Origin of the sequence: Pseudomonas sp. NPDC090592 (assembly GCF_044769185.1) — a bacterium.
Classification (GTDB): Bacteria; Pseudomonadota; Gammaproteobacteria; order Pseudomonadales; family Pseudomonadaceae; genus Aquipseudomonas.
Genome location: NZ_JBIVXJ010000030.1, coordinates 60,315 through 75,162, shown reverse-complemented (window position 1 = coordinate 75,162; position 14,848 = coordinate 60,315). Strand labels below are relative to the sequence as shown.

At 64.9% G+C, this 14,848-nt stretch carries 7 protein-coding genes; all 7 read right to left on the bottom strand.

Going from position 1 to position 14,848, the window contains the following annotated elements; all coding sequences use genetic code 11:
* Positions 1-161 precede the first annotated feature (161 nt).
* Complete coding sequence (locus ACIQUI_RS22970) at positions 162-935, bottom strand: enoyl-CoA hydratase (protein ID WP_403202934.1); 774 nt, start codon at positions 933-935, stop codon at positions 162-164.
* 13 nt (positions 936-948) lie between these two features.
* On the bottom strand, positions 949-2,076 hold the full coding sequence (locus ACIQUI_RS22965) for an acyl-CoA dehydrogenase (protein ID WP_403202932.1): 1,128 nt from the start codon (positions 2,074-2,076) through the stop codon (positions 949-951).
* An 8-nt stretch (positions 2,077-2,084) separates the two neighbouring features.
* Positions 2,085-3,278 carry an acetyl-CoA C-acyltransferase gene (locus tag ACIQUI_RS22960; RefSeq protein WP_403202930.1) on the bottom strand — a complete coding sequence of 398 codons (1,194 nt, stop codon included), beginning with the start codon at positions 3,276-3,278 and terminating at the stop codon, positions 2,085-2,087.
* A 12-nt stretch (positions 3,279-3,290) separates the two neighbouring features.
* Complete coding sequence (locus ACIQUI_RS22955) at positions 3,291-4,058, bottom strand: SDR family NAD(P)-dependent oxidoreductase (protein WP_403202928.1); 768 nt, start codon at positions 4,056-4,058, stop codon at positions 3,291-3,293.
* A 13-nt stretch (positions 4,059-4,071) separates the two neighbouring features.
* The gene (locus tag ACIQUI_RS22950; RefSeq protein WP_403202926.1) at positions 4,072-5,718 is read right to left on the bottom strand and encodes an acyl-CoA synthetase; all 1,647 of its coding nucleotides are present in this window, start codon (positions 5,716-5,718) and stop codon (positions 4,072-4,074) included.
* A 124-nt stretch (positions 5,719-5,842) separates the two neighbouring features.
* A complete protein-coding gene (locus ACIQUI_RS22945) occupies positions 5,843-10,330 on the bottom strand; it encodes an NEL-type E3 ubiquitin ligase domain-containing protein (RefSeq protein ID WP_403202924.1) in 4,488 nt (1,495 codons plus the stop codon).
* The gene (locus ACIQUI_RS22940; RefSeq protein WP_403202923.1) at positions 10,327-14,838 is read right to left on the bottom strand and encodes an NEL-type E3 ubiquitin ligase domain-containing protein; all 4,512 of its coding nucleotides are present in this window, start codon (positions 14,836-14,838) and stop codon (positions 10,327-10,329) included. The genes ACIQUI_RS22945 and ACIQUI_RS22940 overlap by 4 nt, the downstream gene beginning before the upstream one ends.
* Positions 14,839-14,848 lie beyond the last annotated feature (10 nt).

The following is a 14,848-nucleotide window of genomic DNA, read 5'->3' as shown; positions in this document are numbered from 1 at the left end:
CATGGGGCCTCAGCGCTTGACGGGCATCCATGCCCGTCACCTCCCTCCGCAATCCCTTCGCTCGGCCTCCTGAAGTCGCAATTTGCGGCGCCTGAGCTACCGCGCGCTTAGAAGCAAAAGCAAAAGCAACGGCAACGGCAACGGCAACGGGTGAAGCCTGATCAACGATCCTTGAACTGCGCCTCGCGCTTGGCGATGAACGCGGCCATGCCTTCTTTCTGGTCTTCGGTGGAGAAGGCCGCATGGAAGACCCGACGCTCGAACCGTACACCCTCGCTAAGGGTAACTTCGAACGCACGGTTGACGCTTTCCTTGACCATCATGCTCACCGGGATCGACTTGCTGGCGATGGTCGTAGCCACCTTCAGCGCTTCGTCCACCAGTTCCGCCTGCGGCACGACACGCGCCACCAGGCCAGCACGCTCAGCCTCTTCGGCGCCCATCAGACGGCCGGTCAGGCACAGCTCCATGGCTTTGGCCTTGCCCACCGCGCGGGTCAGGCGCTGGGTGCCCCCCATGCCCGGCAACACGCCAAGGTTGATTTCCGGTTGGCCGAATTTGGCGTTGTCGGCAGCCAGGATGAAGTCGCACATCATCGCCAACTCGCAACCGCCACCCAGGGCAAAGCCGGACACCGCCGCGATGATCGGCTTGCGCCGGTTGGCGATACGGTCAGCATCGCTGAACAGGTCATCGACGTAGATCTGCGGATATTGCAGGTCAGCCATTTCCTTGATGTCGGCGCCAGCGGCAAAGGCCTTGGCCGAACCCGTCAACACCACGCAGCCGATGTTCGAGTCGCGTTCAAGCTGGTCCAGGGCCTGGTTGATCTCGCCGACAATCTGCGCATTCAGCGCATTCAGCGCCTGCGGGCGGTTGAGGGTAATCAGGCCGACCTTGCCGTGGATGTCCAACAGGATGGTTTCGAATGCCATGCAGTCTGCTCCTTCAAAGATTGCGCGCAATGACCATGCGCTGAATGTCGCTGGTGCCTTCGTAGATCTGGCAAACCCGAACGTCGCGGTAGATCCGCTCCAGCGGGAAGTCACTCAGATAGCCATAACCGCCCAGGGTCTGCAAGGCATCCGAACAGACCTTTTCGGCCATTTCCGAGGCAAACAGCTTGGCCATCGACGCTTCCACCAGCGCCGGGCGCCCGGCATCACGCAGCGCGGCCGCATGCAATACCATCTGCCGGGCCACGGCAATTTTCGTGGCCATGTCGGCCAGGCGAAAGGCCACGGCCTGGTGCTCGATCAACGCCTTGCCAAAGCTTTGCCGCTCGTTGGCGTAGTCACGTGCCACTTCGAACGCTGCGCGCGCCATGCCAACGGCCTGCGAGGCAATTCCGATGCGGCCACCTTCGAGGTTGGCCAAGGCGATCTTGTAGCCCTCGCCTTCGGGGCCCAGGCGGTTGGCCACCGGCACGCGCACGTTGTCGAACACGATCTGGCAGGTGTCGGAGGCATGCTGGCCGAGTTTGTCCTCGACCCGCGCTACCTGGTAGCCCGGCGAATCGGTCGGTACGATGAACGCGCTGATGCCACGTTTGCCGGCCTCTGGATCAGTCACGGCAAACACGATCACCACCCCGGCGTTCTGCCCCGAGGTAATGAACTGCTTGCTGCCATTGAGCACGTAGTGCTCGCCATCGAGCCTTGCACGGGTTTTCAGGCTGCTGGCATCGGAGCCCGCCTGCGGTTCGGTTAGGGCGAAGGCACCGAGCATCGCCCCCGTAGCCAGCGGGGTGAGAAACTGCTGCTTTTGCTGCTCGCTGCCGAAACGCAGGATAGGTACGCAGCCCACCGAGTTGTGCACGCTCATGATGGTCGAACAGGCGCCATCACCGGCGGCGATTTCTTCCAGGGCCATGGCATAGGCCACGTAGCCCGTATCACTACCGCCCCACTGCTCCGGCACCAGCATGCCGAACAGGCCGAGTTCGGCCATCTCGGCGATGGCTTCTTTGGGAAAGCGGTGCGCCTTGTCCCATTCTTCGGCAAACGGCTTCAGGCGCTCCTGGGCGAAGGCCCGTACCGCATCGGCGATCTGTTGTTGCTCGTCAGTTACCAGCATGGTTCACCTCAGTACAGGCATTCGACAGCCATGGCCGTGGCTTCGCCACCGCCGATGCAGATGGCCGCCACACCCCGGCGCAGGTTGTTCTGGCGCAAGGCTGACAACAGGGTCACCAGGATGCGTGCGCCGGAGGCGCCAATCGGGTGGCCGAGGGCACAGGCGCCGCCGTGGATATTGACCTTGTCGTGGGGCAGGTCGAGGTGCTTCATGGCCGCCAGGGTGACCACGGCAAACGCCTCGTTGATCTCGAACAGGTCGACCTCGGACAGGTTCCAGCCGGTGCGTTTCATCAGCTTGTCGATAGCACCGATCGGTGCGGTAGGGAACAAAGCGGGGGCATCGGCAAACGCCGCGTGGCCATGAATCACTGCCAGCGGCTTGAGGCCACGCTTGTCGGCTTCGGAGCGACGCATCAGCACCAGTGCCGCAGCACCGTCGGAAATGGAACTGGAGTTGGCCGCCGTCACCGTACCGCCTTCGCGGAACGCCGGCTTCAGCTGCGGGATCTTGTCCAGACGCGCCTTGGGCGGCTGCTCGTCGTCCATGACCAGGCGTTTTTCCTTACCCTCGGTGACTTCTACCGGCACGATCTCGGCAGCAAAGCGACCGCTCTTGATCGCGTCCTGGGCGCGGGTCAGCGAAGCGATGGCGAACTGGTCCTGGGCTTCACGGCTGAAAGCATCGGCCTGGGCGCAGTCTTCGGCAAAGGTGCCCATCAGGCGCCCCTTGTCGTAGGCATCTTCCAGGCCGTCCATGAACATGTGGTCGATGATCTTGCCGTGACCCATGCGGTAACCACCGCGGGCCTTGTCCAGCAGGTAGGGAGCGTTGGTCATGCTTTCCATGCCCCCCGCCACCACCACGTCCGCGGTGCCAGCCAGCAGCAGGTCATGGGCCATGATTGCGGCCTGCATACCCGAGCCGCACATCTTGTTCAGGGTGGTGCAGGTGGTGTGCTTGTCCAGCCCGGCACCCAGTGCTGCCTGGCGTGCAGGCGCCTGGCCCTGGCCGGCCGGCAGTACGCAGCCGAACAGCACCTGCTCGACACTGGCGGCATCAATGCCGGCACCCTCGACGGCGCCACGAATGGCAGCGCTGCCCAGTTGCGGCGCGGTCAGGCTCTTGAGGTCGCCCTGCAGCCCGCCCATGGGCGTGCGCACGGCGCTGACGATAACGATCGGGTCGTTGGCGAGGGTCATGTTCAATCTCCTTTACTTGGCAGCCATGCGCAGCGCGCCGTCAAGGCGGATCACTTCGCCGTTGAGCATGCTGTTCTCGATAATGTGACGGGCCAGCGCGGCGTATTCCTGCGGGCGACCTAGACGCGGCGGGAACGGCACGCCAGCAGCCAGCGACGCACGCACTTCTTCGGTCATGCCGGCCATCATCGGCGTTTCGAAGATGCCGGGGGCAATGGTCATCACGCGGATGCCGAAGCGTGCCAGTTCGCGGGCGGCGGGCAGGGTCAGGCTGGCGATGGCGCCTTTGGAGGCAGCGTAGGCAGCCTGGCCGATCTGGCCGTCGTAGGCGGCGATGGACGCGGTGTTGATGATCACACCGCGTTCGCCGCCTTCATCGGCTGCCCCTTCGGCCATGGCCGCCGCCGCCAGGCGCAGCAGGTTGAAGCTGCCGACCAGGTTTACATTGATGACCTTCGCAAAGCTGGCCAGCCCATGCGGGCCTTGCTTGCCCAGCACTTTCTCGGCACCGACGATGCCCGCGCAATTGATCAGCCCATGCAGGCTGCCAAAGGCGCTGACGGCCGCATCGACCGCCGCCTGGGCGGCCTGCTCGTCGCTGATGTCAGCCACTGCGAAGCGGGCGCTGTCGCCCAACTCGCCGGCCTTGGCTTCGACGGCCTGGGCATTGAGGTCGACCAGCATGACCTTGGCACCGGCCTCGACCAGCATCTGTGCAGTGGCGGCCCCCAGCCCGGAGGCGGCGCCGCTGACGATGAAGTGTTTGTTGGCTATCTGCATGATCGGTTTCCTTTCAGGCGCTGGCAGGGGTGGCCTGTTGCGCGTTTTGTTTGGCGACTTCCTGGTTGCGCAGGATGAAGCGTTGCAGCTTGCCGCTCGGGGTCTTGGGCAGCTCGCTGACGAATTCGATTTCGCGGGGGTAGGCATGGGCGTAAAGGCGCTGGCGCACGTGCTGACGCAAGGTTTCTTCGAGCTCGGCGCTGCCGGCGATGCCCTTGGCCAATACCACGAAGGCCTTGATCAGCTCGGTGCGTTCCGGGTCGGGCTTGCCGATCACCGCGGCCTCGATTACCGCAGGGTGCTCGATCAGCGCGCTTTCCACGTCGAAGGGGCCGACCCGGTAGCCAGAGGTGGTGATCACATCGTCGCTGCGACCGACGAAGCTGATGCTGCCGTCCTGGTTCAGCTCGACGGTGTCGCCGCTGAGGTAGTACCTGCCGACGAACGATTTGGTTGGCAGCCCGTGGTAGCCAGCGAACCAGCACAACGGCGACTGCTCGCGGTCAACTGCAAGGATGCCCGGCTGGCCGGCCGGCAGCTCGTTGCCCTGCTGATCCAGCACCACAATGCGATGGCCGGGGATGGCAAAACCGGCAGAACCCAGATGCACAGGGTGCGTCAGGCCATGGTGATTGCACAGCACCATGCCCAGTTCGGTTTGCCCGTAGTGATCATGGATGGTCACGCCCAGTTCGTCGGCGAACCAGCGGATCACTTCTGGGTTGAGCGGCTCGCCGGCGCTGCTGACCACCCTCAGGCGGCCATTGATCGGTGCCGAAAAGGCCTTCCCGGCAGCGATCAACAAACGGTATGCGGTGGGTGAACCGGCAAGGTTGGTAATACCCAGCTTGTCGATCACCCGGGCGCAGCTTTCGACGCTGAACGGGCCATCGTAGAAGGTGGTGGCATGACCCAGCGACAGCGGGCCGGTGACAGCGTAGTACAGGCCGTAAGCCCAGCCCGGGTCGGCCAGGTTCCAGAAATTGTCTTGCGGGCGCAGGTCGATGGCATCGCGCATGTAGCCCTGGAACGCGACGATGGCGCGCAATGGCACCTCCAGCGGCTTGGCCGGGCCGGTTGTACCGGAGGTGAACATCAGCAGGAACGGGTCGCTGCCCGAGCGCATGACCGGCTCGCACACCTCTGCCGCAGCTTCCAGGCACTGCTGGAAGTCTAGCTCGCCGCTACGCGCCTTGACCGTGATGATGGTTGGGCAGGCGTGCACATCGTCCAGCTTGCCACGGTTGGCAGAGTCAGTAACCACTACCCGGGCGCCGGACTGCTCCAGCCGGTGCTCGATGGCCTTGGGGCCGAACGCGGTGAACAACGGCTGGTACACCGCCCCCAGGCGCCAGGTGGCGAGAACGGTCACCAGCAACTCGCAGGTACGCGGCATCAGCCCGGCAACCCGGTCACCGGCCACCACACCCTGCGCCTTGAGCACATTGGCGAAGCGGGCGGCCTGAGCCTTGAGCTGGTCAAAGCTGTAGCGGGCACTGTTGCCATCACGGTCTTCGCAGACCAGCGCCAGTTTGTCGCTACCGGCATGGCGGTCACAGCATTCGACGCAGGCATTTAGAGCAGTGAGGTTGCCATGCAGCGCCGCAGCGGCGGCCTGGGCATGGTCGAACGCACGAGCGGCCTCGGCGTAATCGCGCATCGTCAGACTCCTGGTTTCTTGTTTTTGGAGTGGAACCATCGGTCCGACGATGTTCGCGCCGCTCAGGGGCTGCGGCAATGGCCAAAGCTGTCAATCGCGATGACCGGTTTGGCCGCTGGGCCCGTCATCCCTGGCCCCGCTCACGCCCCAGCAGCAACTGCCGTGTCAGTTCCAGCACCAGCATCTGGCGCTCTGCACCCCGCTCGATGTCCAGGTTGTCCAGGTGATGCTGGTACTCGATGGCTTGCAACTGCCCCTGCTGGGCCTGCAGCAGCGCCCGGCGTTCAGCGACGAGCGCCTCGAGCGCTGCGAATGGCTGCGGGTGCCGCCCCTCGATGTAGCGCTCCCAGAACAGCCGCTGGCCAAGGCTGCGCGCCAGTGTCTCTGGGGTCTGCGCAGCGCGCACGGCCTGGAAGGCGGCTTCCAGCTGGGCATCGGTCACATTTGCTGCATCGGCATAACGCATGGTCAAGGCCTGGCATGGCAAGCCCAGGCGTTGGCGCAGGCGCACCCGATAGAACAAGCTGACGGCGATCTGGTCGACCCGATCGCGGGCAGCCAGGCGCTGCATGATGTCTTGCCGTGCGTACAGTTCGAGCCGGTCCAGGCGGAAAAGTCCTTGGCCCAGCAGCAGCAGAGCGTTGCCCCGCTCGGGCAATGTATTGCGTTCGGCGGCGTCCACCACCACCCGTAGCTGCAATTCACTTAAACGGTCTGCGACACTGTTGCCACAGCTCAATGGCAACCGCGCAAGGCTGTAGACCCGCTGTCGCAACCCGACGTTGCTGTTGAGCGCCTCGAGCAGCGACCAAACCCGCTCGGCCAGGTAGGCACTGGCTCCCTGAAAGTCGCCAGTGTCTTCCAGGCGTCCTAGCAGGTTGAACAAGCCTTGGCTATCTGGCATCGCAGCCAGCGTGTCCCATAGCGCTTGCCGGCTTTCACGCGTTGCCTGGTCGGCCATCGCAAGCCAGTGTTGACGGGTCGCCGCCGGGTCTGGCACGCGGCGCGGTTCGGGAAAGTGGAAATGTTCCTCGATGGTGTCAAGGGCATAGAGCCGCTGCATATCCACCAAGCCCATGCGGTTGCGCTCGACCAGAAACCCACGCCGATAGACATGCGGCATCGCGAGGATTTCATTGGGCACCACCCCCAGCTGGTTGTCACGCAGGTCGACGCGTTCCAGGCCGTCGCACAACTCCAGGCCTGACGGCCATTCACCCAGCTGACAATGGCGCAGGTTCAATTCGACCAGGTGCGGGAACTGGCCATAGCGCATATGGTAGGCGCCCAGCGCGTTGTAGCTGAGGTCCAGATGCCGTAGCCGGGGCAAACCGTTCATGGCGTCGAGCGCACCAAGGTCCAGGCGGATGTTGTTATGCCCCAGGCGCAGGGTGCGCAGCTCGACCAGATGAGCAATCCCGATGGGCACCCGCAGCAGGCGGTTGTTGCTCAGGTTCAGCGTTTGCAGGTTGCTGAAGCAGCGCAGGAAGTCGGTAGGCACGTCGGTGATTGGCAGGTCACGCACTATCAGCTCGCGGACCTGGGTAAAGTCGATATGCGCCGGCAGTTCCGGCAGAGTGGTCACATTCAGGTTGATCAGGCTCAGGCGCTGCCCCTCCCCCGCGCCGCCCAGCGGTTCAGCCTGCAGCCGCCAGGCCCGGCGCAGGCGTTCGGCCACCTGTTGACGCACGGCCTGGCGCCCAGGCTCGAACTCGAAGCCTGTCCAGCGGTCAAGGTGCTGCTCCAGCTGTGCGAAGTCGTCTTCAAGCTCCAGCAATGCGTCATACGCCGAACCAGGTGCTGCCAGCAGGTGCGCCAGTTGCACATTGATTGCGCCGTCATCGAGCCCAGGGTACAAGTTACGCAAACGATCACGCAGGATGCTCTGCGGACTGCGCCGCCGCGGCAACCGCCCGCTGAGAGGGTAGCCCACACGGCCATCAGCCATGCGGTGGCCGGGATTGAACCAGCGCCCCTGCTGCGGCCAGCCGAGCACGCGCTCGATCTCGTCGTGTGCTGCTGGCAGCTGGTCGATCACCAGCTTGCGCAGCAAAGCGGCCGGCTCACGGCCGTCAATACCCAGCCCCGTGTACTGCTCGGGCGTGAGCAGCGCCAGCAGCGCCTCGAACGGATCGGCCGAACTGGCAATCAGGGTGCGGGCGCCATCAGCAGTCTCTTCACGAAGCTGGAAGTAGTCATTGCTGCGCGCCAGTTTCAGCACCGTCGATGTCTCGGGCTGGTGGCCGAGGCGATCCAGCCGATGCCCACCTTGCAGGTCGCTCCACAGCTCAAGTTTGAGTGCCGGCCAGGCATGCAGGCGCGGCAACAACCCAAGGATGAGCGCACCGGTCTCGTCACAGTACGCACTGTGCAGATACAAGCCGCATACCGCCCGGTTCAGACGTGCCAGGCGCAGTAACGAGGCACCTTGCTGCAGGCAGCGCAACGGCAACTTGCCTTCGCTCAAGGCCAGGCCACGCTCGACGGCGCCGACATCGCTCGCCAGCGTTCGTGCGTAAAGCTCGGGAAGCCCCGGAAAATCACGCCTGACCACGCTCAGCAACGGGTCGTCAGCAGGTTCGCTGTGGCACAGGTGTTCGAACAGCCGCGCGCGCATGGCTGGGGCCTGATCGAGTAGATACTCGCGCATGGCCTCACCCATCGGCGGGACACTCGACTGTGCCCGGCACCAGCGTAGCAGTGGCATGTCGTCGAGCGGTATCGTGCCAGCCTTCAAGGTGGTGAAGAACCTGTCGATACGTGCATCGGCCTGAAACCGCTCAAGGGTATCGTGCAGGTTGACCGGTACAGCACGGTTTTCCACGTGAAGCCCACGCAGCACCTCGCCATCGGCCCCCGCAGCCTGCAGCACCTGGGTGGTATGCGCCGCATCGAGTGGCGGCTGCTGCGGCCACAGGCCGTCGAGCAGCACCTGGGGTTCGGCAACTTCCAGCGGCCGTGAATCGTACAACCGCCAGCCACGCTCACCGTTGAATTCCAGCCTTGGCGCGTAGCCTCCCGGGCGCAGTGGGTGGCGCAACCGCCAAGGGCCTTCGGCTTCAGGCCGCTGCAACGGATAATACCGATCACCCATGCGCCACCAGCGCTGGCCTTCGCTGTGATAAAGGCCATCTGCAGCCAGTTGCGGATGCTCGGGCACTGCCGCGTATGTGGCCAGGTCATTGGCCCACAACCGCGCACCTGGCCCTGCAACCGCCACCGGTTCCAGGCCTTCGACAAAGTCACTGGCGACGAACCCCCGGGCCACCAGGTTGACACCCGCACCCACGGCAACCGTGACAGCCAGGTTTTCGGCAACGCCCAGCATGTGCTCCAGCGCCTCATGCTGGTGACCATGAAACCAGTCCGCAGCCCCCTCGAACACATCCGCCAGTGTCTGCACCACAAATTGCCCCAGCAACAGCGCACCGACCCCGGGAATGAACAGCCCGGCCAGGTTTGCCAGAGCGAGCCCGGCCGTGCGCCAGCGCTCGCGCCGCTGTTCGGAGGCGCGCTGATCGACCTGCGCAGTGGGCACCAGCAGTACCCGTGCATCATCCCTGACTCGCTGTACCTGCCGGGCCACCAGTTGCACGAACAGGTCGCCAGCGTGGGCCGTACCCTGCAGTTCCAGATCCGGTTGCGGGTCAGCCAGCCGTTTGCCCAGTGTGTCGAGAAAGGCAACGCGCTCGTTCACCCCCACCAATTGGCTGAAGTAGTTGCGGTAATCTGCCTGTCGCAAGGCACCGACCAGGTGTGCAGTCATGTGCGCGGTCGAAGCAAAGTGACGCAGTGCCCGGGTGGGTTCACTGGGCAGATACAGCATCAGCCCCTGATCGCTGCCCGATGCATCGCGCAACTGGACGAGCAATGCATCGGACAACGCGTGGCCCAGCACACTCAGCATTCCCGGATAACCCTGCAACTGCAGGCTGGTGATCGTGCCGGGATTTGCCACCGACATCAGCGCCCTCTGCTGGTGCACGGAGATGTCCCCCCTGAGTGCGGCAACCTCCGTGGCCAAGGCCAACCCCGCCCGTTTGTCCTGCGCCAGAATTTCACAGGTGGTATGGGTGAACACCTGGTCCAGCAAACGTTGATAAAGCCCACCTGCATCCAACTGACGACAGGCCCGCACCAACGCGGCGGGGTCAGCTGCCAGCGGTACGCTGCCACCGGTTTCGACCAGCCCGGTGCCGAGGTAGAAGGTTGCGTCCTCCTCAAAGTTCTGCATCAACCGCAGAACGGCCGGCTCACGCCGTTCAATCAACTCGTCGACAGGTAACGTGATGCCCTGTGGCACACTGAACTGGCGGCGGATCTCCAGCCATTGCAGGCTATCGAGCATAGGCGCGCCTGGCAGGTCTTCGACCAACCGCTGCATGTGCAACTGGGCGAAGGTCTGCAAGGGTATCAGGCGCCTGGTGACGCTGCGCACCCGCTCCTGGCTTTGCTGATGGGCCTTGAAGCTGTCGCGCAGGCGATTGATCTGGCCCGCCGATGCCCGTTTCAACCAGTCGGGGAGGTGCGCAGTGATGAAATCATGGGTGGCGCTGGCTATCTTTGCCTCGGCAAGGGTGTCCAATGCTGGAGCCTGGTCATTACGGGTCATAGGGCCGTCCTCGTCAGCGGGCTGGCGGCAAGCGCCTGTTCGGTAAGTTGCAGGATCAACGCCCTGGTCGCGGCTTCTCGCTCGCTGGCCAGCTGCTGCATCTGCTGCAAATAGGCGCCATCACCCAGCTCGGCACGCCGAAGGTCCAGTGCCTCCAGGCGCTGCCAGAACGGTTGCTCCAGCGCGTCGAAACGCTGCGCATCACGCTGACGCAGGTACTCGACCCAGAAATCGCGTTCGCTCAGGTAGGGCGCCAAACCGCCGACTTCGACCCGACGCACGACCCGCTCGGCTGCGTCCAGGTCGGCCTGGGTGACCCCGGCGATGCTGGCAAAGCGCATGGTGCGTGGCTGCCCTGGCAGGTCCAGCGGCACAGCCAGGCCAATACGGTAGGCCAGGCTGACTTCGACCTCATCCACCGCCCGCCCGGCCTGCGCTTCGCGCAGGCTGTGCTCAAGGGCCAGGGCTTCGACCCGATCGAGGCGGAACAACTGCCGCCCCAGTTCCAGGCGTGCAAAGGTAGCGGCCCCCGGGGGGGCCGCCTGCAGGGCGCGAACAACCAACGCGCGCACTTCCAGGTTACTGAAGCAACGGGCGGTGCTGTCGACGCATGGCCGCGGCTGGCTGGCCAGTTCGAACAGCTCCTGGCGCAACCGGCTGTCCTCGACCATGGCGAGCAGCATCTGCACCACGCGTCGGCGCAGGTTTTCCCGGGCGCTGCGGTAGTCACTGCTATCCACCAGCGCATCGAGCAGCATGAAGAAGTCCGTGCTGCCGGCCTCGCGGGCCAGGGCCCGCCATTGCGTGGCCAATTGTTCCTCGGCATCCATCTGCAGGCCTTCGCTCCAGGCCCGCCAGCCACGCGCCGCCGGTCCTGCCGCCGGGTGCCCTGGCTCTGGCTGCGACAGCAACGCGAAGTCGGCCCTCGATAGCGGATTGCCCTGCAGCCGCAGGCGGCGGCGGAACGCCAACGTCTCCTGCGCCACGAAGCCTGGCAAGGTGGCAATCTGGTTATCGCGCAGGTCGGCCACCTCGAGCAGGCCGCACCATTGGATACCACCCGGTATCGCGCGTAGCTCGGCCCGTCGCACATATAGCCGGCGTAGGCGGGCCAAAGCAGTGGACTGCAGGTCGATGACCCGCAGCGGGTTGTCGCTCACGTCCAGCACATCGAGAGGTGGCAAGCCGCGCATCACCGCCAGCGCACGCGCATCCATGCGAATACGGTTGTTCTGCAGGTACAGGCTCTGTAAGTGCGGCAGGCTTGACAGCTCTTCAGGCAGGCCGGCCAGGCGATTGTTCGACAGGTTCAGCGAGCGTATCCCGCGGAAGGCCCCCAGGAAGCCGGCAGGTATCGCTTCCAGGCTCATGCCGACCAGCATCAGCTCGCGCACGTGGTCGAAACTGACGCCGGCGGGCAACCTCGGCAAGCCCCCTGGGACCATGCCAATCAAACTCAGACGGGCACTCTGGGGCACACCGTGCTCATCCAGCAAACGCTCGCCATCGCGCCGCCAGCAACGACGCAACTGACTCGCGATACGTTGGCGCGTCAGCCGCGCCCGGCCCTGCAACGGGCTTTGCCTGACCCACTCAGCCAGGCAGTCAAACAGGTTGCGGTAGGCCTGCTCTTCGGCCAGCAGCTGGGTGAGCGGCGAGCCGGGCAGGTCAAGCAGCCGCTGCAGGTGCTGCTCCACCTGAGCATCATCGAAGCACGGATAGAGGTTGCGTATGCGCGAGCTCAGCAATGAGCGCGTGGGCAGCCTGCCTTCACCACGCCCGCCAAGGGCGTAGCCGATGCGGCCGGCGGCGTGACGCCTGGCCGGGTTCAACCAAGGTTTGATTTCGCTCATGCCCAACTGTCGCATCAAGGCTTCGCGGGTACCTGGCAGCCAGCCCTGCAAGTCGCGCACGAGCCGTTCGCTGGCATCGGCGCCGGCCCAGCCAAGGCGTTGCCGATGCGCCTGCGGCAGGCAGGCAAGCAGTGCTTCGGCCAGGCCAGCGGGCGCTTGCGGTTGCACCGGCGCCGGGTAGCCATCGTTGCGATGGATTTCAAACTGCCCTTCCCGGCGCACCAGTACCAACGCTTCTTCCCCGGGATACAGGCGTGCCACCAACGGCCCGGTATCACTGCCCCGACGCAGCTCGAGGTTGGCCGATTGTGGCCAGCCAGCATGCCGGCGCAGCAGGTCGAAGACCAGTTCCGTCGCGTCCTCACGATAACTGCCAGGCAGGTAGAAGGCTTCGCGCACCCGCGTGAGCCTCGCCACCTGAAGCAGCGCTCGGGCCTGCTCGGCCACGGCCAGTGGCAGCCTGGCGTGCTCGGTCATGGTCGCGCGCTGCGCGTCTGTGGCCTGCTCCAGCACACGCAAGGCATAGGTTTCGGGTAACCCGGGAAAGTCGCGCAGCACCATACCGAGCAGCGGCTGGTCGCTGCCCTCTTGCTGGCCAAGGTCAGCGAGCAGCCCCTCCCGCACCCAGGCCTGCGCCTGGTCGATGGCCGTGAACTGTGCTTCGCCCTCCAGGTCGCCCACGTTCAGCTTGTCCACGCACCACACGAACAAGGGGCGGTCGTCGTCAAGCATCTGCCGCTGGGCGACCCGCCCGAGAAACTGCGCGATACGCTCGGCCTTGGCGAAGCGCTCGAGGGTGTCGCGCAGTTGTACCGGCAAACGGCGGTTCTCCACCAACAATCCACGCAGTTGCGCCTCGTCGACATCCGCCACCCGTAACACCTGCTGCACCCGTACGCTGTCCATTTGCGCAACCTCGGGCCACAGGCAGGCGAGCATCCGCTGTTGCCCCTGCCACTCCAGCGGCCGCTGGCGCCACAGCCGCCAGCCGCGCTCGCCGTTGTGGTGCAGCAACGGATGCGCTCCGCCCTGGCGCTGCGGGTGCTTGAGCTGCCACTGATGACCCACCTGATGGACCTCATAGGTGACATCTTCATCCTGCCACCACCAGCGCCCGTCGGCGGCCAGCAGGCCGTTGTCCTGGCGCAGCCAGGCGGCGGGCGGCGTCATTACCCGGTAATCACCCGGTTCAACCGATTGCAGCCGTGGTTTGCCTGCCCCGCCAATGACCGGCTCCATGCTGTCCACCAGCGTGCTGCGCCGCAAGCCCGCCGCCACCGCATGCAGGCCCAGGCCCAAGGCGGCAGTGACTGCTACCGTCTCGGCAACCCCCAGCATGTGCTCAAGGGCCTCATGGTCACGCCCCCGCGCCCAGTCCGCCACGCCCTCGAAGACGTCGGCCAGGGTCTCGGCGATCAACTGGGTAAATAAAAGTGCCCCTACCACCGGCACAAACAGGCCAAGCACGTTGAGCATGACCAACCCGGCCTGCTCGAGTGCCTCGATGCGCGACTGGCTGCGCGCATGATCGACATCGGCGCTGGGCACCGCCAGCCAGCGAGCATCATCCTTGATGCGCTGGCAGTGCTGCCGGGCCAGGCTGAGGTAGACATCCCCCGTCAGCAACTCGCCGCCAGCATCGACATCGACCTGGCTGTCACTCAAACGCTTGTTCGGGGTGGTAATGAAGACCGCCCGCTCGGCCAGGGCAACCCGTTGCAACAGGCGCTGGCGAAACGCCTGCTGGCGCACGCTAATGCCCAGGTGCGTGGCAAGCTCACGCCAGTTATCGAAGCGCTGCAGTGGCTGCGGTTCACCAGGCAGGTAAAGCAACACTGCGGCCACCCGTGGCAGCTCGATCGGCCCGCTGCCCGGTATCCACTCATCACGGATCTCGATCGCCAGCGCGCCGCCGATACGACAGCCCATCAAGGTCAGGCCCAAGACCTGGTGGCGCCCGCGCTCATGCTGTGCCGGCTGCCCTTGCGTCCATGCACGCAAGAAGCGCTCGTCGGCTTCGGTTAACTGCAGGCGCAACGTGGCGATCTCCAGTGACACCTGCAAAGACAACTGCTGTTCACGTGCCTGCTGCTCAACCACGGCAGGGGTAAATACCTGCTCCAGATGCTGCTGGTACAGCCGCCCGACATCCAGGTTACGGCATTGCGTCACGATGTCCGTGACTTGCGCGGCCAAAGGTGTATCGGAACTGTCAACCAGCGCTGTCCCCTCCAGGAACGTCGCGCCCGCCTCGAAGTTCTGCAACAGCCGCTGCAACGCTGGCTGGCGTACCTGAAACAGCTCAAGCTCGGGCAACGCCAGCGAAGGGTCACGAAACGGCGGCGGCGCAAAGCGCATCCGGGACTCCCGCCAGGTCAGCGTGTGCAATGGCCGCGCCTGGGGCAACAGCCCGGTGACTCGGCGCTCCAGCCACCGTGTGGCAAACCCGTCGAGGGGCTCAAGCCGGTCAAGCGCGCTGCGCAGCGAAATTTGCGCCGCATGCAGTTGCGCGAAGCGCTCACGCAAGCGATTGATGGCCGCGGGCGAAGCAGTCTTCAGCCAGCCGGGCAGCTGCTCGGCGATAAAATCGTCAAGCGCGCTGGCCAGCTTGGCGTCGTGGTTGGTCTGCGCCTGGGTGGCAGGTTGAACGGACATGGGGAGATCC

Bases quoted from the DNA above. Each gene is read 5' to 3' on its own strand.
- ACIQUI_RS22970 (WP_403202934.1), bottom strand. From the start codon at position 935: ATGGCATTCGAAACCATCCTGTTGGACATCCACGGCAAGGTCGGCCTG.
- ACIQUI_RS22965 (WP_403202932.1), bottom strand. From the start codon at position 2,076: ATGCTGGTAACTGACGAGCAACAACAGATCGCCGATGCGGTACGGGCC.
- ACIQUI_RS22960 (WP_403202930.1), bottom strand. From the start codon at position 3,278: ATGACCCTCGCCAACGACCCGATCGTTATCGTCAGCGCCGTGCGCACG.
- ACIQUI_RS22955 (WP_403202928.1), bottom strand. From the start codon at position 4,058: ATGCAGATAGCCAACAAACACTTCATCGTCAGCGGCGCCGCCTCCGGG.
- ACIQUI_RS22950 (WP_403202926.1), bottom strand. From the start codon at position 5,718: ATGCGCGATTACGCCGAGGCCGCTCGTGCGTTCGACCATGCCCAGGCC.
- ACIQUI_RS22945 (WP_403202924.1), bottom strand. From the start codon at position 10,330: ATGACCCGTAATGACCAGGCTCCAGCATTGGACACCCTTGCCGAGGCA.
- ACIQUI_RS22940 (WP_403202923.1), bottom strand. From the start codon at position 14,838: ATGTCCGTTCAACCTGCCACCCAGGCGCAGACCAACCACGACGCCAAG.